Annotated in this window: 26 protein-coding genes; 10 read left to right on the forward strand and 16 right to left on the reverse strand. The window is 71.9% G+C overall.

What is annotated here, in order from left to right; translation table 11 throughout:
* The first annotated feature begins 27 nt into the window (after positions 1-27).
* The 3 genes from PV721_RS24285 to PV721_RS24295 all read left to right on the forward strand — a co-directional run bounded on the left by PV721_RS24285 (position 28) and on the right by PV721_RS24295 (position 2472).
* Entirely contained in the window at positions 28-1002 is a 975-nt protein-coding gene (locus PV721_RS24285) for a hypothetical protein (protein WP_319727695.1), read from the forward strand.
* Positions 1003-1164: 162 nt separating this feature from the next.
* Positions 1165-2061, forward strand: a complete 897-nt coding sequence (locus tag PV721_RS24290; protein ID WP_319727697.1) for a DUF3152 domain-containing protein — start codon at positions 1165-1167, stop codon at positions 2059-2061.
* 45 nt (positions 2062-2106) lie between these two features.
* Complete coding sequence (locus PV721_RS24295) at positions 2107-2472, forward strand: helix-turn-helix transcriptional regulator (protein WP_319727699.1); 366 nt, start codon at positions 2107-2109, stop codon at positions 2470-2472.
* Here PV721_RS24295 and PV721_RS24300 read toward each other — a convergent pair.
* From PV721_RS24300 to PV721_RS24315, 4 genes are all read right to left on the reverse strand, one after another.
* Entirely contained in the window at positions 2438-3082 is a 645-nt protein-coding gene (locus tag PV721_RS24300) for an imidazolonepropionase-like domain-containing protein (protein ID WP_319727702.1), read from the reverse strand. The two genes, PV721_RS24295 and PV721_RS24300, sit on opposite strands and share 35 nt — an antisense overlap.
* A gap of 13 nt (positions 3083-3095) precedes the next feature.
* Positions 3096-4295, reverse strand: a complete 1200-nt coding sequence (gene mqnC, locus PV721_RS24305) for a cyclic dehypoxanthinyl futalosine synthase (protein WP_319727704.1) — start codon at positions 4293-4295, stop codon at positions 3096-3098.
* A gap of 78 nt (positions 4296-4373) precedes the next feature.
* A complete protein-coding gene (locus PV721_RS24310) occupies positions 4374-6101 on the reverse strand; it encodes a serine/threonine-protein kinase (RefSeq protein WP_319727738.1) in 1728 nt (575 codons plus the stop codon).
* A 226-nt stretch (positions 6102-6327) separates the two neighbouring features.
* Positions 6328-7191, reverse strand: coding sequence for a menaquinone biosynthetic enzyme MqnA/MqnD family protein (locus PV721_RS24315; protein ID WP_319727705.1), 864 nt, complete (start codon positions 7189-7191; stop codon positions 6328-6330).
* A 237-nt stretch (positions 7192-7428) separates the two neighbouring features.
* On the opposite strand from PV721_RS24315, the gene PV721_RS24320 reads away from it, so the two are divergent.
* Positions 7429-7632, forward strand: coding sequence for a cold-shock protein (locus PV721_RS24320; protein WP_030162033.1), 204 nt, complete (start codon positions 7429-7431; stop codon positions 7630-7632).
* A gap of 174 nt (positions 7633-7806) precedes the next feature.
* Here the strand turns inward: PV721_RS24320 and PV721_RS24325 are convergent, their stop codons facing one another.
* Positions 7807-9459 carry a hypothetical protein gene (locus PV721_RS24325; protein ID WP_319727708.1) on the reverse strand — a complete coding sequence of 551 codons (1653 nt, stop codon included), beginning with the start codon at positions 9457-9459 and terminating at the stop codon, positions 7807-7809.
* 338 nt (positions 9460-9797) lie between these two features.
* On the opposite strand from PV721_RS24325, the gene PV721_RS24330 reads away from it, so the two are divergent.
* Positions 9798-10409: a dihydrofolate reductase family protein gene (locus tag PV721_RS24330; RefSeq protein ID WP_319727709.1), complete on the forward strand. Its 612-nt coding sequence runs from the start codon at positions 9798-9800 to the stop codon at positions 10407-10409.
* Positions 10410-10768: 359 nt separating this feature from the next.
* Positions 10769-10966, forward strand: a complete 198-nt coding sequence (locus PV721_RS24335) for a DUF397 domain-containing protein (RefSeq protein WP_319727710.1) — start codon at positions 10769-10771, stop codon at positions 10964-10966.
* Between the two features lie 25 nt (positions 10967-10991).
* Here PV721_RS24335 and PV721_RS24340 read toward each other — a convergent pair whose 3' ends face one another.
* Positions 10992-12071: a hypothetical protein gene (locus tag PV721_RS24340; protein ID WP_319727711.1), complete on the reverse strand. Its 1080-nt coding sequence runs from the start codon at positions 12069-12071 to the stop codon at positions 10992-10994.
* A 274-nt stretch (positions 12072-12345) separates the two neighbouring features.
* Here PV721_RS24340 and PV721_RS24345 point away from each other — a divergent pair, with 274 nt between their 5' ends.
* On the forward strand, positions 12346-12918 hold the full coding sequence (locus PV721_RS24345; RefSeq protein ID WP_319727713.1) for a hypothetical protein: 573 nt from the start codon (positions 12346-12348) through the stop codon (positions 12916-12918).
* Here the strand turns inward: PV721_RS24345 and PV721_RS24350 are convergent.
* The 3 genes from PV721_RS24350 to PV721_RS24360 all read right to left on the reverse strand — a co-directional run bounded on the left by PV721_RS24350 (position 12908) and on the right by PV721_RS24360 (position 14450).
* Positions 12908-13459 (reverse strand): hypothetical protein, encoded by a 552-nt coding sequence (locus PV721_RS24350; protein WP_319727716.1) that lies wholly within the window; start codon positions 13457-13459, stop codon positions 12908-12910. The genes PV721_RS24345 and PV721_RS24350 overlap by 11 nt on opposite strands.
* A gap of 116 nt (positions 13460-13575) precedes the next feature.
* Entirely contained in the window at positions 13576-14199 is a 624-nt protein-coding gene (locus PV721_RS24355; protein ID WP_319727718.1) for a histidine phosphatase family protein, read from the reverse strand.
* 80 nt (positions 14200-14279) lie between these two features.
* Complete coding sequence (locus PV721_RS24360; RefSeq protein ID WP_319727720.1) at positions 14280-14450, reverse strand: hypothetical protein; 171 nt, start codon at positions 14448-14450, stop codon at positions 14280-14282.
* An 87-nt stretch (positions 14451-14537) separates the two neighbouring features.
* Between PV721_RS24360 and PV721_RS24365 the strand changes: the two genes are divergently transcribed.
* Positions 14538-15620 carry an AraC family transcriptional regulator gene (locus tag PV721_RS24365; protein ID WP_319727721.1) on the forward strand — a complete coding sequence of 361 codons (1083 nt, stop codon included), beginning with the start codon at positions 14538-14540 and terminating at the stop codon, positions 15618-15620.
* Here the strand turns inward: PV721_RS24365 and PV721_RS24370 are convergent.
* From PV721_RS24370 to PV721_RS24395, 6 genes are read right to left on the reverse strand one after another with little or no spacing between them, the layout of a single operon-like run.
* Complete coding sequence (locus tag PV721_RS24370; RefSeq protein ID WP_319727723.1) at positions 15524-16285, reverse strand: contact-dependent growth inhibition system immunity protein; 762 nt, start codon at positions 16283-16285, stop codon at positions 15524-15526. The two genes, PV721_RS24365 and PV721_RS24370, sit on opposite strands and share 97 nt — an antisense overlap.
* 12 nt (positions 16286-16297) lie before the next feature.
* On the reverse strand, positions 16298-16597 hold the full coding sequence (locus tag PV721_RS24375) for an RNase A-like domain-containing protein (RefSeq protein WP_319727724.1): 300 nt from the start codon (positions 16595-16597) through the stop codon (positions 16298-16300).
* A gap of 26 nt (positions 16598-16623) precedes the next feature.
* Positions 16624-17205, reverse strand: coding sequence for a hypothetical protein (locus tag PV721_RS24380; protein WP_319727726.1), 582 nt, complete (start codon positions 17203-17205; stop codon positions 16624-16626).
* Positions 17206-17214: 9 nt separating this feature from the next.
* Positions 17215-18918 carry an RNase A-like domain-containing protein gene (locus PV721_RS24385; protein WP_319727729.1) on the reverse strand — a complete coding sequence of 568 codons (1704 nt, stop codon included), beginning with the start codon at positions 18916-18918 and terminating at the stop codon, positions 17215-17217.
* Positions 18918-19223 (reverse strand): WXG100 family type VII secretion target, encoded by a 306-nt coding sequence (locus tag PV721_RS24390; protein ID WP_319727730.1) that lies wholly within the window; start codon positions 19221-19223, stop codon positions 18918-18920. The genes PV721_RS24385 and PV721_RS24390 overlap by 1 nt, the downstream gene beginning before the upstream one ends.
* Positions 19224-19245: 22 nt before the next feature.
* The gene (locus PV721_RS24395) at positions 19246-19707 is read right to left on the reverse strand and encodes a WXG100 family type VII secretion target (RefSeq protein ID WP_416371169.1); all 462 of its coding nucleotides are present in this window, start codon (positions 19705-19707) and stop codon (positions 19246-19248) included.
* A gap of 207 nt (positions 19708-19914) precedes the next feature.
* On the opposite strand from PV721_RS24395, the gene PV721_RS24400 reads away from it, so the two are divergent.
* Together PV721_RS24400 and PV721_RS24405 are read left to right on the forward strand one after the other, a co-directional pair.
* Positions 19915-20109, forward strand: a complete 195-nt coding sequence (locus tag PV721_RS24400) for a hypothetical protein (protein ID WP_319727732.1) — start codon at positions 19915-19917, stop codon at positions 20107-20109.
* Positions 20110-20299: 190 nt separating this feature from the next.
* The gene (locus PV721_RS24405; RefSeq protein ID WP_319727733.1) at positions 20300-21472 is read left to right on the forward strand and encodes a lipase family protein; all 1173 of its coding nucleotides are present in this window, start codon (positions 20300-20302) and stop codon (positions 21470-21472) included.
* A gap of 94 nt (positions 21473-21566) precedes the next feature.
* Here the strand turns inward: PV721_RS24405 and PV721_RS24410 are convergent, their stop codons facing one another.
* Positions 21567-23468 carry a long-chain fatty acid--CoA ligase gene (locus tag PV721_RS24410; protein WP_319727735.1) on the reverse strand — a complete coding sequence of 634 codons (1902 nt, stop codon included), beginning with the start codon at positions 23466-23468 and terminating at the stop codon, positions 21567-21569.
* Positions 23469-23679: the final 211 nt, after the last annotated feature.

The following is a 23679-nucleotide window of genomic DNA, read 5'->3' on the forward strand; positions in this document are numbered from 1 at the left end:
GCGGCATACGTATTTTCTTACTGTCTCGTGGGTCTGATGATGTGTTGTAGAGGACTCCCCCGCCTCCTCGCCACCTCCGGGTTGCTGACCGCGCTCACCCTGACCGGGTGCTCCTCGACCGGTTCCGGCGCCGACGACGACGGCCGCGAGCCCGAGGCGGGAGCCGCTCCGCGGATCCTGAACTCGGCCGAGCTCACGCTTCCGCTCGATGCGTACATCCTGCGCGGCGAGCGGGTCACCTTGCTGACGCGAGCTCAGAACACGTTGGTGGACCAGTGCATGAAGCGGTACGGGTTCCGCTACACGGGCCAGGGCGGCGACAGGGTCCTGAACGACCGGGCCCGGCTCTACGGGATCACGGATGCAGATCAGGCCGCCCGCTACGGCTACAGCAACCCCGACCTCGCCTCCGGAGGCGGCGAGCGGCCCGCCCCCGCGACGCAGCTCGGCCCCAATGAGTCGCTGTTCCTGCACGGTGAGAAGGAAGTCGACCCCTCCAAGCCTGTGCCGATGAGCCAGGAGGAGGCCGAGCAGACCGGCCAGGGCGCGATCACCGTCGACGGGCAGAAGGTGCCGGCCGGCGGGTGCCGGCGCGAGAGCTACCTCAAGCTCTACGCCCCGACCAAGGACGCGGTGGACATCATGCTCCCGCAGAACATGGCGACCGACTCCTACCTGAGGGCCGGCGAGGACAGCAGGGTCCGCAAGGTCACCGCCGAGTGGTCGGCCTGCATGGCCGAGAAGGGCTACAAGACCGACGACCCGGTGTCTCCGCAGGAGGACCTCGGGTTCCAGTCGGCCCCGGGCTCGCCGCAGGCGATCGCCGCGGCACAGCACGATGTCGCCTGCAAGGAGCGCACCAACCTGGTGGGCGTCTGGCACACGGTCCAGACCGCGTACCAGAAGCGGGTGATCGAGAAGAACGCCGAGACCCTCGACCTGGCGAAGAAGCAGATGGAGGACCGGCTCCGGCTGGCCGCCCAGCTCACGGGCACCGGCTGAGCCCCCGGCCGGGTGGTGGAAACTGGTCCGAAGGACAGTTCCGCCCGGGGTCCGGGGCACGTTGACTGGGGGGCGGTGCGGCCCGGTGAAGGTCACCCAATGGATCATGGGGCTGATCAGCGGCCGGATCCGTGGCGGCCGCCACGAGCAAAGGGCTTCACGATGCCGGCAGGCCATTCCACCGGTCGCTCCCGCCGCAACGGCCCGCGCGCCAGGCGCCGGGCCGAGCGGCGCAAGCGGCTGCGGCGCACCATCCTCCTCGGTTCGGCCGCGCTCGTCGCGGTCTCGGCGACCGCGTACGCGCTGGTCCCCCAGGACGAGAGCGCCACGGCAGCCGGGGGTCGGGCCGCGGTCCAGCCCGAGCCGCAGGACGGGGAGTCCGCCGACGGCGCGGGGAACCCGGTCCCCAACGGCGGCCAGCAGTCCCCTTCGCCGTCCCCGTCCTCCGCCGCGCCCTCCCAGAAGCCGTCGGGCACGCCTTCGGGCGCCGCGACGCCCGCCCGGCCCGGCGTGTTCACCGGCTCCACCACCGCCGGCGCAGCGAAGGGCAAGGGTCCCGCGCTGCGCTGGCGGATCGAGGTCGAGGAGGGCAGCGGGGTCGACCCGGAGGCGGCCGCCCGCTCGGTCGAGGCGATCCTCTCGGATCCGCGCGGCTGGACCCGGGACCCGGCGTACGGCTTCCAGCTCGTCGGAGCGGGTCAGCCGGTGGACTTCACCGTCAAGATCGCAACGCCCACGACCACCGACCGGCTGTGCGACGTGGTCACCCCCGAACTCATCGGCGAGACCAACTGCCGCGCCGGCCACACCGTCGTGGTCAACCTCAAGCGCTGGCAGGAGGGTTCGCCGCAGTTCAACGGGCCGGTGGAGGAGTACCGAGCGCTGATCGTGAACCACGAGGTCGGGCACGAGATAGGCCGCGAGCACGAGAGCTGCCCGGCCCCCGGCAAGCCCGCGCCCGCGATGATGCAGCAGATCAAGGGCCTGAACGGCTGCAAGGCCAATGCATGGCCGTACGACGCGAATGGAACCTACCTGTCCGGTCCACGCGTCCCTTAGGGGGAGAGCCGTCCGCAGGAGGACGGTTCGGGGGGAGTGGAATCGGTGCGCGTCGTCAGCTTCAGCGTCCCCTCGTGGTTCCCCTCGTACGAGTCGTACGGGGAACCGGCCGGGCCGCAGACGACGGGCGAGGCCCTGCCCGCCGACGCGCAGTCCGCCGAGGTGCTGCTGACCGAGCAGGAGTCGGCCGTGTTCCTGTGCCTGGCCACCGGGGCCTCCAACCGGGAACTCGCCGTGGAGCTCCAACTGTCCGTCAGCACGGTCAAGTTCCACGTCGTGAACATACGGGCCAAGCTCGGCGGGATCAGCCGCCTGCAGGCCTGTCTGCTGGCGGCCCTCGCCCGCGAGGACACCCGGCGCGCCGGGGACGGCTCCCTCAGCGACGGCGGTGCAGCAGTCGCCCGCCGATGACCGTGGCCACGCAGGTGGTCGCGCCCTCGGCCAGCAGTTCGGCCTCGTCCGCCACCGCGAAGACCGCGAAGCGGGCCGCGGCGCCGGGCTCCAGGAGCCCGTGGAAGGCCTCCTGGGCCGCGTCCCGGCCGGCGAGGGGATCGAGGGCCGGCTTCCCCTCGTAGGCGGCCGGCGGCAGGATCAGGAGCCCCGAGCGGGTCACCGCCGTGCGCACCGACGCGATCGTGAAGCGGCCGCACACCGCGACCACCCCGCGCGCGAGGAGCTTCTGCGTGCCGCGCCGGGCGCTGTTGCCCCACCGCGCCTCGGTCATCTTCAGCGCGTCCAGCGCGGCCTCGCCGCTGATCGGGTCGGCGCCGAGCTCGGGGACCTCGTACGGGTCGTCCGGGTAGTACGTCCGCTCCAGCAGCTCGTCCGCCCCGCGCACCTGCAGCCCCGGGGTGAGCACCCCGGGCCAGCGGCGGGTGCGCGCGTGCGGAAGGGCCGCAGCGAGATCCTCGTACGGCCCCACGCGGGCGATCCGGTCGCCCTCGACGAGGACCGCACCGCCGGGCAGCGGTGCGGAACCCGGGCCGGGGACGAGGAGTTCGGCGGTGTGAAGCGTCAGCATCGTGTCGGACGCGTCAGTTCGTGGAGATGAGCTTCAGTTCGGGGTGCGCCGTGCCGCCTTCGATGGCGGTGGAGGAGATGTGCGAGACCACGCGGTCGTCGACCGGGTCGTTCGCCGGGTCGTCGTGCACCAGCAGGTGCTCGTAGGTCGTCGCGCGCTGCGCCGGGGTGCGGCCCGCCTTGCGGATCAGGTCGATGATCTCCTGGCGGTTGGAGCGGTGCTTGGCACCGGCCGAGGAGACGACGTTCTCCTCCAGCATGATCGAGCCGAGGTCGTCGGCGCCGTAGTGCAGCGAGAGCTGGCCCGCCTCCTTGCCGACGGTCAGCCAGGAGCCCTGGATGTGGGCGATGTTGTCGAGGAACAGGCGCGCGATCGCGATCATGCGCAGGTACTCGAAGATCGTCGCCTGGGTGCGGCCCTTGAGGTGGTTGTTCTCGGGCTGGTAGGTGTACGGGATGAAGGCGCGGAAGCCGCCCGTACGGTCCTGCGTGTCCCGGATCATCGCGATGTGCTCGATGCGCTCGGCGTTGGTCTCGCCGGTGCCCATCAGCATGGTGGAGGTGGACTCCACGCCCAGCTTGTGGGCGATCTCCATGATCTCCAGCCAGCGCTCGCCGGACTCCTTGAGCGGGGCGATCGCCTTGCGCGGCCGCTCCGGCAGCAGTTCGGCGCCGGCGCCCGCGAAGGAGTCGAGGCCTGCCGCGTGGATGCGCTGGATGGCCTCCTCCGCCGAGACGCCCGAGATGCGGGCCATGTGCTCGACCTCGGACGCGCCGAGGGAGTGGATGACCAGCTGCGGGAAGTCCTTCTTGATGGCGGAGAAGTGGTGCTCGTAGTACTCGACGCCGTAGTCCGGGTGGTGCCCGCCCTGGAACATGATCTGCGTGCCGCCGAGCTCCACGGTCTCCGCGCAGCGGCGCAGGATGTCGTCGAGGTCGCGGGACCAGCCCTTCTTCGCGTCCTTGGGGGCCGCGTAGAAGGCACAGAACTTGCACGCCGTGACGCACACGTTCGTGTAGTTGATGTTGCGCTCGATGATGTACGTCGCGATGTGCTCGGTACCGGCGTAGCGACGGCGGCGCACCGCGTCGGCCGCCTGGCCGAGCGCGTGCAGCGGCGCGTGGCGGTAGAGGTCGAGCGCCTCTTCCTTGGTGATCCGGCCCCCCGCTGCGGCGCGGTCGAGGACAGACTGGAGAACGGCCTGGTCGGTCACCGGTGAGTCACCTTTCGGCGGTGTGTCTGTGTCAAGGTCCGGACCGATCCAGCCTACGCCAGGGCTTCGGGCGTCCCGTCACGGGCTTCGGGTCAGGTCGCCCTCGGGGTTCCCGGCCGGGGCGTCGCCCGACTTGTAGTGGAGGGTCCCGTTGGCGTTGAGGGTGAAGCGTTCGTCGGCGGAGCCGTTGGAGCAGACGCCGGGAGCCGGGTTGGTACCGCCCGAGGTGTCCAGGACGAGCGAGCGGTCGGTGGCGGAGGAGAGCTTCCAGTCACCGCTGCAGTCGGTGCCGAGGAGCGCCAGGACCGACTTGTCCCGGGCGACGACCTCGCCGACCCTTCCGCTCTTGATGGTGATCTCGAACTCGGTGGAGACGCCGAGGCGGGCGGTGGTGACCGTGCCCTTCCACGTCCCGATGAGCTCCTTGGGGACATCGGTACGGGTGCCCCCGGGCGCCGCGCTCCCGCTGGGGCCGGTGCTCGGGGTGGCCTCCGACGCGGCCGGAGCCGACGCGGCGGGGCGCGTGTCACCGGCCTCGTCCCGGGTCTTCTCACCCTTGCCGGGGAGCAGGTCCATCCAGAACAGCCCGCCGGACAGCAGCGCCAGGGCGGCCGCGGCCGCCAGCACGAGGGTGCAGCTGAACCGGCGGCCGGCGGCCGTCACGCTCATCTGCCGCCCCTCGGGCGCGGTCCGCGGCTGCGGCACCGCGCCGGCGCCGGGGCCCGCGCCACCACCCGTGCCGCTGCCGGCGGTTTCGGTGGGACTGCCGTACGGGCCCGCGGCCGGAACGGAGTACGGGGAGCCGCCCGAGCCCTGGCTCCCGTACGAGGGGTCCGGCGCGCCGAAGCCGGCCGGCGCCCGGTCCCCGTACGACGGGGTCGTGAACGGGACCGGGCCCGAGGGGATCTCCTGGGCGGGCCCGGCGTCGAGGTCCAGCAGTGCCACCGCGGCCCGGCTGGCCTGCTCCACCAGGGGAGCGGGAAGCCAGCCGGGGGCGCCCAACGCCCCGCCGAGGGCCGCCGCGACCGCTTCCGGGGAGGGCCGGTCGGCGGCCGACTTGGCCAGGCAGGCCGCGATCAGCTCGCGCAGCTCGCCGGCCGGCAGCGCGCCGAGCTCGGGCGGCTCGTGCACCACCTTGTAGAGGAGGGTGGCCGAGTTGTCGCCGGTGAAGGGCGGCTGCCCGGTCGCCGCGAAGGCCAGGACCGCGCCGAGCGAGAACACGTCGGCGGCCCCGGTGATGCCCTTGCCGAGGATCTGCTCGGGAGACATGTAGCCGGGCGAGCCGACGGAGACCCCGGTGGAGGTGAGCGAGGCGGTGCCGTCCGTGGCCCGCGCGATCCCGAAGTCGATCAGCCGCGGCCCGTCGAGGGTGAGCATCACGTTCGACGGCTTCACGTCACGGTGTACGAGGCCCAGCCCGTGCACGGCCACCAGGGCGCGGGCCAGACCCGCGCCGATGGCCCGTACTGAGTTCTCCGGGAGCGGCCCGTGCGCGGTCAGCGCCCTGTCCAGGGAGGGGCCGGCCACGTACCCGGTGGCCACCCACGGCACCGGAGCCTCCGGATCCGCGTCCAGCACCGGAGCGGTCCACTCGCCGCCCACCCGCCGGGCCGCCTCCACCTCGCGGCGGAACCGGGCCCGGAACTCCTCGTCGGCGGCGAAATGCGGGTGCACGATCTTGACGGCGACGGTCCGGCCGCCCGCACTGCGCCCCAGGTAGACCCGGCCCATGCCACCCGCGCCGAGCCGGCCGAGCAGCCGGTACGCGCCGATGGTCCGCGGCTCACCGGCTTCGAGCGCCTGCATCGCGTCCCCCAATTCCCCGTGGTCCCGGGCACCTTGCGCCCAGCCGTTCGAGCAGCAGCCTAGGCCGTGCGGGCGCGGGGGCGGGGCCCTGTCACCCTTTTGCATTTCCCTTCCGAGATCAGAAATGCAAAAAGGCGTGAATTCCCGGGAAACTTCGCATTCGCCCGCCCGACCCAATGGGCCCGACCCAATGGGCCCGACCCCATGGGCTACCGCGTAAACCCGGTCAGCACTCCTGGACCACCGAGCTCAGCAGCTCCACGGCGACATCCGCGGCATACCCCGTCGTGGGTCCCGTACGGCGTGCGAATTCCCGTACGCCGGCCAGCTGATCGGGCCCGAAGCGGAAGTCGAGCGTCGTGAAGTACCGCTCCAGCAGGTCCGCGTCGAAGGCCTCCCAGCGGGCCGCCTGCTCGGCGACCTTGGCGACCTCCTCCAGGGAGACGTCGCGGGAGGCGAGGAATGCCTCGTGGACCTCGCGCACGACACCGGGCTCACGGGCGAGGTAGTCCTTGCGGGCGGCCCAGACGGCGAAGACGAACGGCAGTCCGGTCCACTCCTTCCACATGTGCCCCAGGTCGTGCACGGTCAGCCCGAGCCGGGGTGCGTCGTGGAGGGAGGCGCGCAGCGCGGCGTCGCCGATCAGTACGGCCGCGTCCGCCTCCTGCATCATCACGCTCAGGTCGGGCGGGCAGGTGTAGTAGTCGGGCCGTACCCCGTACTGCTCGGAAAGCAGCAGCTGAGCGAGTCGTACGGACGTACGAGAGGTGGAGCCGAGGGCGACGCGGGCGCCGTCGAGCTGCTCCAGGGGCACCTGCGAGACGATCACGCAGGACATCACGGGACCGTCGCAGCCGACCGCGATGTCGGGGAAGGCGACGAGCTGGTCGGCGTTGCGGAGGAACTCCACGAGGGTGATCGGGCCCATGTCCAGGTCCCCCTGGACGAGGCGCTCACTGAGTTTCTCGGGGGAGTCCTTGGTCAGCTCCAGGTCCAGCAGCGTGCCGGTTCTGGCCAGGCCCCAGTAGAGGGGAAGGCAGTTCAGGAACTGAATGTGGCCGACGCGGGGCCGGCTGCGGTAGACGTCCACATCGCGAGACTAGTCCCCGTGTCCGCGTCAGCCTTCGGGCGGGTCTCAAACGTCCGGGTGACGTGATCTTTCCCTCTGGTCTCCGCCGCAGGGTGCGTGCTAGGCTCGACGCAAGTTGCAGTTTGGTTTCCCTTGCAGTACGAGGCCTGCGGAGAATGTGACCCGCAGGCTTTTGTAGTTTTCAGACTTCTTAGCAGGTTCTGGAGCAGGGCGACCCTTTGGCCCATAGGAGGGCTCATGGCTACCGGAACCGTGAAGTGGTTCAACGCTGAAAAGGGCTTCGGCTTCATCGCCCAGGACGGCGGCGGCCCGGATGTCTTCGTCCACTACTCCGCGATCAACGCCTCTGGCTTCCGCTCCCTCGAGGAGAACCAGATGGTGAACTTCGACGTCACGCAGGGTCCGAAGGGCCCGCAGGCGGAGAACGTCACCCCGGCCTAGTCGCCTGGGCCAACCTCATCGCGGGTTGGAAAAGCAGTACCCAAGGAGCCCTGTCACCTCTGCGCCAGCAGAGCGGCAGGGCTCCTGCCTTTCCCCTCCCGGGGGGGGCGGGGTACGTCAGTGGCCCCCGGCACCGTGGGACGGTGCCGGGGGCCACTGACGTACGAGATCGCGTCAGGCCGGGGTGGGGGCCGTGATCTTGATGTCCAGGATCAGGGTCACGTTCTCCTTGGTGGTCAGACGCAGGGAGTACGTGCCCGGGGGCACGTCCGTGGTGAACAGCTCCGGCAGGACGATCTTGCCGTCGGCGCCCGTCTTGGGCAGTACCCGGCCGAAGAGCTTCTTGCCGTCCTCGTCCTTGAAGTACGGACCCTTCGCGGTCGCCGGGTCCACCGGGACCCACTTGCCGTCCGCGTCCTTCACGACCAGGTCGGCGACGGCCTCCGTACCCGCGACGGCCTTGCCGGCGGCCGTGGCGAGGACCTGCACGCCCGTGAGGCTCGTACCGGCGACCGTCTCCAGCGGCTTCGAGCCCTCCGGGCGGGCCAGCTTGTCGGCGACCGTCACCGTGACGCGGCCCTCGAAGTTCACCGTGAGCTTGGTCGTGGTGTCGTAGGCGGAGGCGCGCAGCTTGAAGGTGCCCGCCTTGGCACCCGCCTTCAGGCCGGGCGCGGCGGCGATGCCGTCGGCGCCCGTCTTGATCACCAGGGACTTCTCCGCCCCGAAGAGCGTGCCGCCCGTGGTGTCCTCCTCGACCGCGAAGATCACCTCGCGGTCGGCGGCGGGCTTGCCGTCGCTCAGGACCAGCTTGACCTTCGGGATCACGGTGAAGGCCGCGCCGGCCTCGGCCGTCAGCCCGGGCCCGTCGAGCAGGGTCAGGTCCTGCAGGTGCGGGGCCGGCTTCTCCGGGGTCGGAGTCGGCGTCGGGGTCGGCGTGGGCGTCGGGGTGGGGGTCGGCGTCGGCTTCGGAGTCGGCTTGGGCGTCGGGGTCGGCGTGATCGGGCTCTGCGCCGGAGTGGGCAGCGTGGTGCCCGGCTGCTGGGGCGGGTAGTTCCCGGCCGGCGGGTTCGGAACCTCGGCGGCGCCGCCGTTCTGGTACTGCCGCATGTAGCCGAGCACGGTGTTCACGTACTCGCGGGAGTTGTTGTAGCTGAGGATCGCCGCGTCGAGCTTGGCCTGGTTCGACAGGTCCCGGTCGCCCGCGCACAGGTAGAGCCCCGCGCCCAGCGCCGCGTCGTAGATGTTGTTCGGGTCGCGCTTGGCGTCGCCGTTGCCGTCGGCGCCCCAGGTGGCCCAGGTGGACGGGATGAACTGCATCGGGCCGACGGCGCGGTCGTACGCCGTGTCCGCGTCCCACTCGCCCTTGTCGGTGTCCCGGATCTCGGCGAAGCCGTTGCCGTCGAGGCGGGGGCCGCGGATCGGCTTCTCGGTGTAGCCGTCGGCCTTGAGCCCGTAGCCGGAGGCGTGGACGGACTCGACCCGGCCGATGCCCGCGAGCAGTTGCCAGGGCAGCTTGCAGCCGGGGAGTGCGGCCGCCACCGAGAGTTCGGCGCGGTGATAGGCGTCGAGGGCGGTCGCGGGTATCCCGCTGGCCCCCTCCTGCGCGCCCGCGCCGGCGGGCGGCGGGTCGGCGACGATGTCGGGCAGGTCCAGCCGGGCGTCACCGCGGTCGGCGGCCTGCGGGCTGTCCGGAGTCGGCTCGGACTCCCCCGCGTCGGCGGTCGACGGATTGGTCACGACCGCGGCGGTGGTCAGGCTGGCCGCGAGAGCGGCCGTGCACAGGACCTTGCGCGAGGTGTTGACGAGGTGACGGTGAAGCGGCTTCACAGTGCGGCGATCCCCCCAGGAGCCGTCAGAGGCGTACGGCTGGTCCAGCCGTGAATATCCACTGTCTATCAGGTATTAGAACCCGACTCGCCGTCCGCCCGGCAGATGTGACGCACCATTCGTCTCGGCTTCACCACGCTCTCACGACCGAACGCACAGAGACCCCAACTCCCCGCCCGGATTGCCCCGATGGGCGGCGCCCCGGCATGTGGTGATGTGACCCACATCACTACCGCGAGCGCGTGGGGGCGCGATGAATTCCGGCGGGCCCGGCAGTCTCTCCTACGTACGCACCGACCGCGTGCACACCGGACGGCCCCAGGAAGAGGAACGACCCCATGCGCATCGTCATCACCGAGTTCATCAGCCTCGACGGAGTCGTACAGGCACCCGGCGGCCAGGGCGAGGACAACGACGGCGGCTTCGCCCACGGCGGCTGGTCGCACCCGTTCTTCGACGAGAAGGTGGTGGGCGGCGCCTTCGACGACGCGCTGAAGAACGCCGGGGCGCTGATGTTCGGGCGCCGCACCTGGCAGACGATGGCCGCGGCGTGGCCCGAGCGCGCCGGCGACCCGTTCGCGGACCGGATGAACGCGATCCCGAAGTACGTCGTGTCCACGACCCTGGGCGAGGACGAGCTGACGTGGAACAACACCACGCGCATCGCGGGCGACGAGGCCGTGGCCCGCATCCGCGAGCTGCAGACGGGCGACGGCGGCGACCTGGTGGTCATGGGCAGCGCCACCCTCGTACGCACCCTGCTGAGCGAGGGCCTGGTCGACGAACTCCGGCTCATGGTCATGCCGGTGCTCCTCGGCGGCGGCAAGTCGATCTTCCCGGCCGACGGCGGACTGCACACCCTCGAACTGACCTCCACGGCCATCAGCCCGGCGGGCGTCCACGTGTGCACCTACCGGCCGGCGGCCCGCGGCCAGGCCGCGGGGCGCTGAGGCGGATGGCCCTCACGGCGCGCGACGCCATATGACCCTACGTAATGGCGCGAATGCCCCGCCTCCCGCCGCGGCAGAGCGTGCCGAGGCATGCCACGAGGGGTGCCCCCTGAGGCGCATAGCGCGAAGTGACCAAGACGCATCGCCGCCCGGCCGGACCGGGCATCGGGGCCGGCGACGGCTCGCCGTCGCCGCCCTGGCCCCGCTCTGGCCCTGTCGGCCACGACCGCGACGGCCCAGGGCGTGTGGGTGCACGTCCCGAACCTGCCGAGGGCCGTGCCGGGCTATGGGTGACGCCGGGCTGAGGCGCTCAGGCCCAGCGAGTCCCTGGACCTGATCGAGAAGACGCTGGGAGACCTATGAACACCGCAGACCTGGCCTGGTTCAAGAGCAGCTACAGCAGCGGCGAGGGCGGCCAGTGCGTCGAGGTCGCCGCCTGCCCCGCCACCATCCACGTCCGCGACTCCAAGGTGACGGCCGGCCCCCGCCTCTCGGTGGCCCCCGCCAGCTGGACCGCGTTCCTGGACGGGGTCACCGCGGCCCGCCTGCCGGAGTAGGTCCGGCAGGCGGGACCGACGACGGCTACCGCCAGACCACGGCCCGCCACTGGACCGGCCAGCCGCTGGAGCCGGCCAGGTTGCCCGCGACGGTCCCGGCCGCGTTGATGGCGACCGGGTCGGCCTTGTCGAGGCCACCAGGAGTCGGCAGCGCGGTGACCTTGCCCTGCGCGTCCCACGTCACGGCGCGCTCGTCGGAGTTGCCGATGCTGGTTCCCGCATCGTTGATGCCCCGGACGAAGGTGCGGCCGCTGCCCCGCAGCAGTCCGAGTTCGGTGACGGTGGTGCCGGTTCCGCTCCAGCGCAGGGAGCGGTCCTTGACGTTCGCGACCACGACGTCGGAGTTGTTGACGCTCACTGCTCGCGCGCCCGGGTCCTGGGACGGCAGGGCCTTGAGCTTCTTCCCGTGCGGGGCGCGGACGGCCTTCCACGTCCCGTTCGCGTCCGTCGCCCGACCGATCACGGTGCCGCGCTCGTTGATCGCGGACGGCTCGACGTACGGGCCCCCGAGCGAGCCGAGGTCGTGGACGCGACCCGCGGCGTCCCACCGTACGGCGCGGGCCTGGTCTCCCGGCAGGGACACGTAACCGGTGATCTCTCCGCGCTCGTTGATCGCGGTGGCCGCGCCGCCCTCCGCCCTCGGGAGCAGGCGCAGTTCGGTCGCGCGGCCGTCGGCGCCCCAGCGCACGGGGCGTGTGGTCGCCGTGTCGGTCGCGAGGTGTCCGACGGCGACGTGGGCGTTGTTGATGTCACGGGCTTCGCCGTTGACGTAACCCGCCGGTTCCTCCAGCCGGGTGAGGACGCCCGACGCGGACCATCGGGCGGCGTGCCGTACTCCGTCCGGTGTGTCGGTGAAGCCGGCCACGGTGCCGTCGTCGACGACCTTGACCGCCTCGCCGCCCGACCCGTCGTCGACGGCCTGCAGGGGGGTGAGGGTGCCGTCGGCTCCCCACCGCACGAGGTAGCCGTCCCTGTTCGCGTCCAGCGAGAGCCCGACGACGTCCCCGGCGTCGTTCATCACCTGGACCGCACTGTTGGTGTGGCCTGGCAGGAGGGGCAGTTCGTACATCGCGCCGCCGGCGGCGGACGCGGGCGGTACCACCATCACGGACAACATCGCGGAAAGGACCACGGGTAACAAGAAGATCCCCTGTCTTCTCGGAATGATCACCACGGAGCCGAGCGTCCCCGTACACCCCTGTCGATCCCCCGGGCGCGCGAACCGTTCGACAACCGCCCCCTCCCCCGACCGAACCAGGAAGAAACGCTTCAGTTCACCGGAGTGCTCCGCAGGATCCGAGCGGCGGACGGGCAGGGCACGACATACCGCCTCCGGCCCAAGGGGGCGGGGGGCCGGCCGACCGCTGCACGCTGTACGGATGAACCGCCCCGCCGGCGCCGGCCTGCGGGCCCGTGCGGCCGGGGCGCAGGTCGTCCTGCGTACCGACGGGCGCGCCGCGGCGCGCATCGTGGTCACCGTCGTGGCCGCATGGCAGGTCGCCCTGTGGCTGGGCGCCGACCAGCCCCCGGTGTTCGCAGCGGTCGTTCCGCTCGTCGCCCTGCGCGGGGACCCGTTCACGGCGCTGGGGGCCTCGGTGCAGCGGGTGCTGGGGGTCGTGGCGGGCGTGGTGATCGCCATCGTGGCCCTCGCCACCGGACCCGCGGCGGCCGGCGACAACCTCGCCCGCGCCCGCGGGCACCTGCCGGCGCTCGGCGTCGCCACGGCGGCGGCCATCGGGGACTCCCTCGCCGCCGGCGGCGGCCACGACGGCCTGCCCGGCCTGACCACGGCCCGCACCGCACTCGCCGCCTACGCCCGCGCCGACTCCAGTGCGGTCGCCGGGGTCCTGCGCAGGCCGTTCCGGCGGATCCTCGACGACCTGGACCCGGCGCAGGGCGGTGGCGAAGACGGTGGCGCCGGCGGCCCCGGGGCCCCGGCCGTCAGAAGATGAACGTGCCGATCCCGACCACCGTGCCGGCCGCCGCCCCCAGCACGATGGCGGCCAGCAGACCGGCCAGGGCCGCGAGGAAGTAGAGCTCGCCGTCCTCGACCCTGCCGTGGCGCGCGCAGGAGAACAGCCAGGACGCCAGCGTCAGGAACGGCACGAGGAGCAGGCCGGTGGCGGTGCCGAGGTTGAATACGGCGCTCCCCGAGAGCTCGTAGGCCCGTCCCCGCGCCGTCCTGACCTCGACGTCGGTACCGAACCGGTACGCGTCTGCGGCCGTGGCCAGCACGATCTCGCGCTCCGGCTCCCCGGACCGCCGGGGGGTGTACGAACCCGTGCAGTCGGTACCGGTCGCATAGCCCTCGGCGTCGGTGGCCTCGTAGCACCTGTGGATCGAGACGACCCCGTCCACGGACCCGAAGCCGAACACCGCCGCCATCTGCGGCCCGGGCAGCAGCCACACCAGCCACCCGGCCACCGCGAGCGTCACGACCACGCCGGCCCCGGCCGCCCCCTGCCCCAGTCTCCGCACGGCAGCAGCTCGCACGACGCCCCCTCCCCTCTCCCGCGGAGGGCAGATACCCGCGGGGGGCGGGGCGTAACGCGGGTGGGAGGTGGGTGCGGCGGGGCGTCGGGGGCGGGATCCAGGCGTTTCGGGCGGACTCAGACGTGCAGCTCGGGCGGGAAGCCGGTCCAGCGGAGTTCGGCGGGCAGGTGCCGCATGTCGTTGGAGACGAGGACGGAGGCGGGCCGGCCGGGTACGTACCGGATGACCGTCAGGGAGGCGTTGCCGTGGTTGATGCCGAGCCAGCGCCACTTCGGTGCGTGCATGGCCTCGCGGACGAGCCAGGCGACGAGGAAGTTGTGGGTGACGACCAGCTCGTGGCGGTCCTCTTCGCCCTCCACCGGACCGGTGAAGAGGTCCATCGCCTGGCGGACCAGCGCGGGTCCGTGCTCCCGCTCCTCGGCGGAGGCGCCTTCGAGGAAGCGGAGGTAGAAGTCCGCCGATTCCGCCGGGAGTTCCTCCCTCTGCGGCATGTGGGGAACGTAGTCGCCGGCCGCTTCCGAGCAGTGCAGGGGAACGTGCTCCAGCTGGTCGCCGATCAAGCGTGCGGTCTGCTCGGCCCGGGGCAGCGGGCCGTGATGAACAGCGGCGAGGGGAACGCCCCGGAGGCGGTGGCCGAGCAGTGCGGCCTGCCGCCGGCCGTCCTGCGTCAGCCCGCTCTCGTCGGGCAGGGCCTCGCCGTGGCGGGCGAGATAGAGGTACCGCGTGGCCGTGCCGGTCATACCGAACTCCCCGTGATCCGCTGTCGATCTTGTGCATGGGTGGACGCCGCCTCGCCCAGCACCGGTTCCCCCCGCCTCCCTCACCCCCCGTACAACTCCTCGATCACCTCCGCGTACCGCTCCGCCACCGCCGCGCGGCGGAGTTTCAGGGTCGGGGTCAGGGTGCCCGCGGCCGTCGTGAAGTCCTCCGGGAGGATGTGGAAGGCGCGGATGCGGGCCGGGCGGGAGAGCGTGGCGTTGGCTTCGGCCACCGCCGCTTCGATCAGGGCGGACCCGAGCGCTCACCGGTCCGCGCACGTCCGTATCGCCCCGCGCCGCGGCGGGCTACCGTCGAAGGCATGGGGAGGCGGACGATCACCGTGCACCATGTGCGCGCCCTGCTCGCGGGGGCGCGCGGCAGCGGCATCGACACCGTGCCGCTGCTCCAGGAGGCGCAGATCCCACCACTGCTGCTGGGCGACGACCGGGCGCGGATCACGCCCGCGCAGTTCGCCCGGCTGTTCCGGGCGCTGTACCGGACCACGCAGGACGAGTTCCTCGCGCTGAGCCCGGTCCCGAGCCGCCCCGGCACCTTCGCGATGATGTGTCACGCCTCGCTCGGCTGCCGTGACCTGGGCGCGGCGACGGAGCGGGCGGCCGCCTTCTACGGACTGTTCCCCGGCGGGCCGGAGCTCGCGCTCGAAGTGGTGGGCGGCGAGGCCCGGTTCACCGTGCGCAACGACTTCGCCCGCGACGAGGACCGCTTCCTCACCGAGTGCGTGCTCGCGATCTGGCACCGGCTGAGCAGCTGGCTGGTGGGGCGCCGCATCCCGCTCGCGTACACCGCCTTCGCCTATCCCCCGCCGCCGCACGAGGAGGAGTACGAGATCCTCTTCGACTGCCCGGTCCGCTTCGGGGCGGACCGCACGGGAGCCGCCTTCGACGCGCACTGGCTGACCGCGCCGCTCGTACGGGACGAACCCGCCCTCGACGCAATGCTCCGGCGCGCCCCCTTCGACCTGCTGTCGCGCCCGGAGTACGGCACCACGGTCGCCGAGCAGGTACGCCGGACCCTGACGCAGCGGCTGCGCACGTCGCCGCGGCTGCCCGCGCTCGGGGAGGTGGCGGCGCGGCTCGCGGTGTCCCCGGCGACGCTGCGGCGCCGGCTCCGGCAGGAGGGGACCTCCTTCCAGCAGCTGAAGGACCACGTGCGGCGGGACGCGGCGATCGCGGGGCTCGCGGAGAGCGGGGAGCCGATCGCCGAGCTGGCGGCCCGGCTGGGCTTCTCGGAGGACACGGCCTTCCACCGGGCCTTCCGCCGCTGGACGGGCACGACGCCGGGCGCCTACCGGATCGCGTCGGGCGGCTGGGCCGGCTCTCCCGGACCGGGCCGCCCGGATCCGGAAGGTGCCCCCGGGACCCCTTGGCCCCCCTGGCCGTAGTCGGGGCGGAAGCGGGCCAGCTGTTCGGCCACGACGGCCAGCCAGGCGCTCGGCGCGTAGGGGGCCGGCAGGTCGACCTCCATGCCGAGCTCGGCGATGCCGACCGCGTAGTCGACCTCCTCCAGGCCGAGGGCGAGCAGTGCGCGCACCTCGCCGACGAGGCGCGCCACGAGGGTCGGGTCGGCCGAGTCCGCGTAGTCGCCGACGGCGGCTTCGTGGTCGTCGAACTCCGAGGGCATGTCCTGCGAGAACCAGCCGCCGAGGAACTGCCCGAGTTCCGGGAAGCGGGCGTGCCACTCCCAGTGCGTCTCGGGCAGCGCCGCCGGGGGCGGGACCCGGCCCTCCTCGATGCTCTGCTTGACGTGGTCGGCGAGCACCAGCAGCCACTGCTGGATCTCGGCCTCGGGCAGCCCGATGTCCGGGACCGGGTAGAACTCTCCGAGGCGCAGCCGCAGCCGGCCGGGCGGGTTCCGGGCGTAGGTGCGCAGCTGCTGCTCGGCGACAGCCAGGGCCCAGGGGCGGGTGTGCCAGGTATGGCGCAGGTAGGCGGTGAGTGCCCGGCCGGGCAGCTCGGGGGTGTCGTCCGCGGCGAGGCCGGCGTACGCGCTGATCACCTGGTCGAGCTCGCCGTAGTGGCGGTCGAACTCGAGGGGCTTCATGGACATGGGCCTGTGCCTCTACAGGTAGACGGGGAAGTTGCCGTGCACGACGAAGCCGAGCGGACTCGTCGGCTCCCGCCGGAGCACCACCCGCGCGGCCCGCACGTCCACGGCCCCGCGCCCGGCGAGCACCATGGCCTGGATCAGCACGCGGCCGACCGGCTCCTCGCGCGAGGGCCAGGCGGCTTCGATGGTGAGCCGGGGGCGGGTGCCCTGGGCGAGCCAGCGGTGGATGGCCTGCTCGTTGCGGGTGACGACCTGCTGGGCGGCCCACTGGGCGGTTTCCCGGTCGGGGAATGTGGCGGATCTGGTGAGCACGTGGTCTTCCCGGTTCGGCGGAGTGGTCAGGTGGACAGGAAGTTCCAGAACACGGCGACTTCGTCGTCGTTCACGGCGATCAGTCCGGCGTCGCAGTCGTAGTGGCTGAAGGAGTCGTAGGACCGGACGCCCTGTTCGTAGAAGTCGGGACGTTCACCCTTCCAGCCGAGGTTGGTGTGGAAGCGGGTGCCGCCGGGAAAGCGCGACATGATCACATCGGCCCGGCGCTCCATCTCCGGCCGGCGTTCCTCCCAGTTCCACGTCCTGGAGACGTCGAGACCGAGCACTCCGAGCAGCACGACCAGCGACCGCGCGGAGGCTCGGGGGACTTCTTTCGCCCGCCCCCGGTAGCGTTCCGCGTCCGCGGCGGTGGAGGGTGTCTCCAGCCACGGGAAGAGCGGGTCCTCTCGGCGCTCGTCCTCGTCCTCGTAGGGGTCGACGGACTCCCAGCCCCGCGGGTCCCGGGTCTCGAGCCGCATGATCGCCCCCACGTCGAGCCACCACTCGTCGTGTTCGCGCGGGGCGACGGCGACGAACGTGGCGAGCCGCTCGTACAGCTTGAGCGCGTCCGACCACGCCTCCGCGTCGAGTCGTGTCGCTTCCATCATTCGCTCCACCTACTTGGGTGCCGACGTGAAGACGACGAACGGCGGGTTGAGGTCGGGGTCGTACTTGAGACGGGTGGTCACACCGTGGGCGTCCTTGGCGGGCGTCACCTTGTCGTCCACCACCTGCACCGTATGTCCGGTTACCGGGGGAGCGGTGAGGGGGCCCTGGGTCGGGACCGAGGGGACGTCGACGACGAGGGTCTTGTCCGAGGGCGGCGGGTTCTTGAGCCAGTCCTCGATCATCGGAGTGTTCTTCCGGATGTTGTACTGAGTGTATTTCTGCGCCGAGTCCAGATCCGTGAAGGACGAGGCGGTTTCGATGTCGTACTTTCCGTTCGCGCGCTGCTCGTCCTTGATCCGCTGGTAGAGCTGTTCGTCCGTCTTGCCGACGTGCTTGTCGATGGTGTGGGCGCCGTTCAGTCCCTCGTTCGTCGCCAGGTCCAGCGAGTACATGTACGGGATCTGGCTCTCCCCGGCGAGCTGCCAGCTGTGTTCCTTCTTGAACTCGTTGAGCGCGCGGCCGCCGAAGCTGTGGGCGCGGGCGATCTCCGCCTGGTAGGTCGGGGCGCTCGTGATCGAGAAGTCGAGCTCGTGGACGAGGGCCTTGAGCTTGCCCGCCGCCTCGGTGAACTCCGTGTGGTAGGTCTCGACGACCGCGTCGCACCCCGACTTGTCCATGTGGGACCGGAAGGACAACACGATCCGGCCGACGATGCCGCCGACCGCCAGCTTGGTCAGGTTCGTGAAACTCAGGTCGGTGAGTTCCGAGGCCGTGGCCTTGGCCGCGTTGATGCCGGCCTGGCTGGTGAACTTCCTGGTCTTCTCACCGATGTCGGAGACGTGTTCCAGGATCTCGGCGACCTTCTCCGCCGTCTCCTTCAGGACGTCGACGATGGGGCGCCGCCCGGACGGCGGCTGGTCCTTGGTGGTCCGCCACTGGCGGCCCGTCTGACTCCGGTTCCCCTGCGCGTCCATCTGCCGGCCCCACGCGGTGGTGCCCCAGATCGTCTGGCCGAAGGTCCGCATGGCGGCCTGCCACTCGCCCTTGTCCTTCGGGTTGGTGATCCCGGCGATGGCGGTGTTGAACTCGTCCGAGGCCTTCACGGCCTCGGAACCGAGCTTCTTCCACGCCTTGGCCATGTCCCGGACCTCGTCGTCCCTGATGCCCGGGGTGATCTCGTGGACCTTGCCGAGGCGGAGGCCGTCCTCGATGGCGGGCCGGATGACGTCCGCGAGGAAGTCGGGGAACTCACCGATGACGCCGGAGATCCACCACGAGTCGACGTCCTCGCCGGTGCCCGTCCATTTGACGGGGTTGACGGGTCCGTAGCGCGGGGGCTTGTTGATGACCACCGGCTCCGGCTGCCGGGCCGGCTGCGCGCCCTTGCGGCCGCTCGCCTCCCAGTCCGCCAGGACGTAGCTGTTGGCGGTGTGGTTCAGGCCGACGGCGGCTCCGCCGGCGCTGACCACGCTGCGGCCCCACGCTTCGAGGAACTTCGCGGTCACTTCCTGGTAGGCCTCCGCGAACGCGTCGGCGCCCCGGCCGGCGCCAGCGGACTGGTTGTACTTGTTCAGGACGTCCACGAGCACGAACGCCCGCTCAGCGTGCGCGAACTGGGCCTCCTTCACCAGGTCGGCCGCATGGTGGACGTGCACCGGCTGGACGTCGAATCCACCGTTCGCCGACGGGGAGGGCGGGGGCGGTCCGGCCATCAGGCGGCCCCCCAGCCGCGCAGCACGGCCCGGTGCGCGGCGGCGTAGGTGACGTGTCCGTTCACGACGATGTCGTGCAGCCAGGCCTGGGTGGCCTCCAGGTCCTGTGCGGAGCGGTCCCATTTGTCGAGCTGGTCGACGAAGGTCTGGCGGGCCTCGCCGTCCCAGGTCAGGACGACCTTCTCGACGCGCCCGTAGAGAAGTTCCAGCTGCTCGTTGAGCGTCTTGAGGATCTCCTCGAGATCCCCGGCCAAGCCCTGGAGCGTCGCGAAGTCCGCTGTTATGTGGTCGTCGCCGGACGGCATGAATCCCCCTCGTTCGATCCGGTCACAGGTCGGCGATGCGGCTGCGCGGCGCGGGCTGCGCCGCGGGCGCGGTGTTGGGCGTGGACAGGGCGTCGGTCTCCGCCTGGACGTCCGCGGAGGACTGGACGCGCCGGAACGCGTCCAGCGTTTCGAGCTCCTGCGCGGTGAACCCGTCCTTGCTGAGGCGGACCGCCTTGGCCAGCAGCTTCATGGTTTCCCTGATGTGCACGGCGTCCTCCGCCGCCGCACGGTGCCTGGCCCGGTACACCTCCGAGGCCGGCCCGCGCCATCGCGCTTCGATGCGGTCGACGATCTCGTCCATCCGCAGGAGCTGCTTCTTCAGCACTTCCTGCATCGTGTCGAGATCGGCGGCAAGCGTTTTGAGTTTGCCGCCGTCCACCGTGAGATCTGCCGCGGCGCCGCCTGCCCCTGTCGAACTCCCCACATGGGGCCCAGCGTTCACGATGACTCCTCCCCCGAGCATGTCGTCAAGAGCTGATCGATGTTGACGTTAGCAAAGGTCGGGAAGACGGGTCGGGGGGCCCCTCCGCCCTGCCCCGGGCCCGCTGTCAAGCCCCGAGATCGAGTGGCGTGACGGGTCGCCGCCGCCGGGGCGCAATGGAGGCACGAGGGCCGGCCTCCGCACTCCGGCCGACCAGGGCCCGCACCCCGCAGCGTGAAGGAGAACCGCATGACCAGCATCCACCGCATCGCTTTCCTCAAGGCCGCCATCGCCGTGGGAGCCATACGCGTGGCCACCAGCGCCATCGGCGCCGCCCCCACCACCCCCTCCACCGGCACGCTCATCCCCATGAGGCCCGCCCGCAGCGGGCCCGAGTCCGCCGGGCGGACTCCGTACGGCAGCCGCAGGGCGCGCGCCGCCTGATACGGCACCCCGGACGGGGAAACGGCCGAGGCCGCCCCGGGACCACCCTCACGGTGCTCCCGGGGCGGCCTCGGCCCTGTGCGTGTCGGGGCCAGGAAAGGTGAGCTGCGCGGTCAGCGACCTTCCTACCGGTCGGTCACTACCTTCACCTCACCGATCCCCGCACGGAACGAGCCTCTGGGAGCCCCCCATGCGTTTCCGCAGCACCGCCCTCGCCGCCGTGGCCGCCCTGGCCGTCTCGGCCGTACCGGCCGCGGTCCCCACCGCGGGCGCCGCCACCGCCTCCGCCCCCACCGGCCCCGCAGGCGCCCCCGGCGACATCGTCGGCAGCGCCCCGTCCGCCTTCCACCCGCTGCCCGGCCAGCCCACCGACACCAAGGCCTGGAAGATCCACTACCGCTCGACCACCGCCGACGGCGCCCCGAACATCGTCTCCGGCACCGTCATCGTCCCGCAGGACGGCCGTACCGGTCCGCGCCCGCTGATCACCTACGCCGTCGGCACGGTCGGCCTCGGCGACTCCTGTGCGCCCAGCAACAACCTCCCCCACGGCACCGCCATGGAAGCCAACCTCATCCAGCAGCTCACCCTCCGCGGCTGGGCCGTGGTGGTCACCGACTACGAGGGCCTCGGCACGCCGGGCGTCCACACCTACACGGTCGGCCCCTCCGCCGGGCACGCCGTCCTCGACGCGGTACGCGCCGCCCAGCGGCTGCCCGGCACGGGCCTGTCGGCGACCGGCCCGGTCGGCATCATGGGCTACTCCCAGGGCGGCCAGGCCAGCAGCTGGGCCGCCGAACTGCAGGGCTCGTACGCCCCGGAGCTCCAGGTGAAGGGCACGGCGACCGGCGGTGTCCCCGGCGACCTGCTGGAGGTGGCCGACTTCAACAACGGTTCCTACGGCTCCGGGCTCATCTTCATGGCGGCCGCCGGACAGGACGCGGCCTTCCCCGAGCTGGAGCTGGACTCCTACCTCAACCCGGCGGGCCGGCTGCTGGTCTCCGGGATGAAGGAGAACTGCGTGGCGATCGACGCGATCGCCGGCTCCTTCAAGCGGATCTCCGACCTGACCACGCGCGACCCGCTCGCCCAGCCGGACTGGCGGGCCCGGCTGAACCAGAGCAGGCTCGGGCGGACCGCCCCGGCCGCGCCGGTCTACCAGTACCACGCGCTCGCCGACGAGCTGATCCCGTACGGGGTGGGCCGCCGGCTGCGCGCCGACTGGTGCGCGCGCGGCGCGAACCTCGAATTCGACACCGTCTGGGTCGGTGAGCACGTCAGCGGGGTCATCACGCACTCCCTGGCGGCCGGGAACTGGCTGGCGGACCGCTTCGCCGGCCGCTCCACGCACGCCAACTGCTGATCCGGCGCGCCCCCTCGGGGGGATCGCTCCCCGGCGGGGCAGGAGCCCGTCCCGGGCGGCAGCAGCGCGGCCGGGTCCCCGTCCAGGCCCCGTACTAGGCGTCCCGGGGACCCCGGTACAGCTCGTCGATCCGGTCCGCGTAGTCGCGGGCGACCGCGCCCCGCTTGAGTTTCATCGACGGGGTCAGGTGGCCGCGCGCCTCGGTGAAATCGCCGGGCAGGACGGCGAAGCGGCGGATCGACTCGGCCCTCGACACCAGCCGGTTCGCGTCGTCGACCGCCCGCTGGAGGTCCGCCAGCAGCTCCTCGTCCCGCACCAGCTCGCGCATCGGCACGCCCTGCTTCTTGTGCATCTGGCGCCAGTGCTGCAGCCCGTCGGGCTCCAGGGTGATCAGCGCGGTGATGTAGGGCCGGTTGTCGCCGACCACCATGCACTGGCCGACCAGCGGGTGGGCCCGCAGCCCGTCCTCCAGGGGTGCGGGGGCCACGTTCTTGCCGCCGGAGGTGATGATCAGGTCCTTCTTGCGGCCGGTGATGGTGAGGTACCCGTCGGCGTCGAGCTCCCCGATGTCGCCGGTGGCCAGCCAGCTCCCGTACGGGAGGGCGTGCCCGCTGTTCCAGTAGCCGGCGAAGACGTGCCCGCCTCCCAGCAGCACCTCCCCGTCGTCCGCGATCCGTACGGCCGTGCCCGGAAGCGGCCAGCCCACCGTGCCGAGCCGGGGGTGCTGCGGCGGGGTCACGGTGCTCGCGCCGGTGGTCTCCGTCAGTCCGTAGCCCTCGAAGACCTCGATGCCGGCGCCGGTGTAGAAAGCGGCGAGCCGCCGGCCCAGCGGTGATCCGCCGCTCAGGATGTAGCGGACGCGGCCGCCGAGTGCGGCCCGGATCCGCCGGTAGACGAGCGGGTCGTACAGGGCGCGGCCGGCGCGCAGCAGGAGCCCGGGGGCCTTGCCCTTCGCCAGCTCGCCGAGGCGCTGCGCGACGCGGGCGGCCCGGTCGAAGGAGGAGGCCCGGCCCATGCTCTCGGCGGTGGCCCGGGCGGTGTTGTAGACCTTCTCAAGTACGTACGGGATGGCCAGGAGGAAGGTCGGCCGGAAGCCGGCGAGGTCGGCGAGCAGGTCCTCGGTACTGATGCTGGGCGCGTGCCCGAGCTTGACGCGGGCCCGCATGCAGCCGACGGCCACCATCCGCCCGAAGACGTGGCTGAGCGGGAGGAAGAGGAGGGTGGAGGCCGGGTCCTTGCTGACGGACTTGAAGACGGGGTGCAGCAGCTCCACCGCGTTGTCCACCTGCGCGAAGAAGTTGGCGTGGGTGATCACGCATCCCTTGGGCTGCCCGGTGGTGCCGGAGGTGTAGATGAGGGTGGCGACGGCGTCCGGGGTACGGGCGTCCCGGCGGGCGTGCACCAGCGCCTCGGGGATGCGCTCCCCGGCCTTGATCAGCCGGGCCACGGCTCCGGTGTCGAATTCCCACAGGTGCGCCAGCCAGGGCAGGTGGGCCCGCTCGTTGCTGATGAGCCGGGCCTGCGCCGTGTCCTCGACGGCGCAGGCCACGGCTCCGGAGTCCTGGATGATCCAGCGGGCCTGGAGGGCGGAGGATGTGGGGTAGATCGGCACGGTGACCAGGCCCGCCGCCCATCCGGCGAAGTCGAGCAGGGTCCACTCGTAGGTCGTGCGGGCCATGATGGCCAGCCGGTCGCCCTCGCGCAGCCCCTCGGCGATCAGGCCCTTGGCGACGGCGAGCACCTCGGCCGCGAACTCGGCGGCGGTGACGTCGCGCCAGGACCCGTCCCGCTCCTTGCGGGCGAGCACCGCTTCGCGCGGGGCCTCGCGGGCGTTGTCGAAGGGGATGTCTCCGAGGGATCCCCGCTGCGGCAGGCCCACGAGCGCGGGGACCCGTACCTCGCGCACCACCCCGTCCACCACGGTTTTGACGGGTTCGACGGGACGGACGGGGCTGGCGGGACGGGCGGGCCTGACCGGCTTCAGCTCGGCTCCCATGGCGCACTCTCCTTGGCTCGGCACGAGCGTTACCGCGGGTAATTTACGTAGCGGTAACCCTGCCTGACCAGCCCCAGGAGCCCTTCTTCACGGACGCTCCACCCCACTGACACCGATCGGTGTCACGGGCACCGATCCGTGCCGCACGCGTGGAGATCTGTGCCACGCCCTTGTGCATCAGTGCCCCCACCCCCGTGGATCAGTGCCCCAC

The organism is Streptomyces sp. MB09-01 (genome assembly GCF_033794505.1).
Taxonomy (GTDB): domain Bacteria; phylum Actinomycetota; class Actinomycetes; order Streptomycetales; family Streptomycetaceae; genus Streptomyces.

What these genes read in the sequence shown, in the direction of transcription:
- PV721_RS24395 (WP_416371169.1), bottom strand. Translation starts at nt 19,707, where the DNA reads ATGCTCGGGGGAGGAGTCATCGTGAACGCTGGGCCCCATGTGGGGAGT.
- PV721_RS24320 (WP_030162033.1), top strand. Translation starts at nt 7,429, where the DNA reads ATGGCTACCGGAACCGTGAAGTGGTTCAACGCTGAAAAGGGCTTCGGC.
- PV721_RS24330 (WP_319727709.1), top strand. Translation starts at nt 9,798, where the DNA reads ATGCGCATCGTCATCACCGAGTTCATCAGCCTCGACGGAGTCGTACAG.
- PV721_RS24405 (WP_319727733.1), top strand. Translation starts at nt 20,300, where the DNA reads ATGCGTTTCCGCAGCACCGCCCTCGCCGCCGTGGCCGCCCTGGCCGTC.
- PV721_RS24300 (WP_319727702.1), bottom strand. Translation starts at nt 3,082, where the DNA reads ATGCTGACGCTTCACACCGCCGAACTCCTCGTCCCCGGCCCGGGTTCC.
- PV721_RS24410 (WP_319727735.1), bottom strand. Translation starts at nt 23,468, where the DNA reads ATGGGAGCCGAGCTGAAGCCGGTCAGGCCCGCCCGTCCCGCCAGCCCC.
- PV721_RS24370 (WP_319727723.1), bottom strand. Translation starts at nt 16,285, where the DNA reads ATGTCCATGAAGCCCCTCGAGTTCGACCGCCACTACGGCGAGCTCGAC.
- PV721_RS24310 (WP_319727738.1), bottom strand. Translation starts at nt 6,101, where the DNA reads ATGCAGGCGCTCGAAGCCGGTGAGCCGCGGACCATCGGCGCGTACCGG.
- PV721_RS24345 (WP_319727713.1), top strand. Translation starts at nt 12,346, where the DNA reads ATGAACCGCCCCGCCGGCGCCGGCCTGCGGGCCCGTGCGGCCGGGGCG.
- PV721_RS24340 (WP_319727711.1), bottom strand. Translation starts at nt 12,071, where the DNA reads ATGGTGGTACCGCCCGCGTCCGCCGCCGGCGGCGCGATGTACGAACTG.
- PV721_RS24400 (WP_319727732.1), top strand. Translation starts at nt 19,915, where the DNA reads ATGACCAGCATCCACCGCATCGCTTTCCTCAAGGCCGCCATCGCCGTG.
- PV721_RS24390 (WP_319727730.1), bottom strand. Translation starts at nt 19,223, where the DNA reads ATGCCGTCCGGCGACGACCACATAACAGCGGACTTCGCGACGCTCCAG.
- PV721_RS24365 (WP_319727721.1), top strand. Translation starts at nt 14,538, where the DNA reads ATGGGGAGGCGGACGATCACCGTGCACCATGTGCGCGCCCTGCTCGCG.
- PV721_RS24355 (WP_319727718.1), bottom strand. Translation starts at nt 14,199, where the DNA reads ATGACCGGCACGGCCACGCGGTACCTCTATCTCGCCCGCCACGGCGAG.
- PV721_RS24380 (WP_319727726.1), bottom strand. Translation starts at nt 17,205, where the DNA reads ATGATGGAAGCGACACGACTCGACGCGGAGGCGTGGTCGGACGCGCTC.
- PV721_RS24335 (WP_319727710.1), top strand. Translation starts at nt 10,769, where the DNA reads ATGAACACCGCAGACCTGGCCTGGTTCAAGAGCAGCTACAGCAGCGGC.
- PV721_RS24385 (WP_319727729.1), bottom strand. Translation starts at nt 18,918, where the DNA reads ATGGCCGGACCGCCCCCGCCCTCCCCGTCGGCGAACGGTGGATTCGAC.
- PV721_RS24290 (WP_319727697.1), top strand. Translation starts at nt 1,165, where the DNA reads ATGCCGGCAGGCCATTCCACCGGTCGCTCCCGCCGCAACGGCCCGCGC.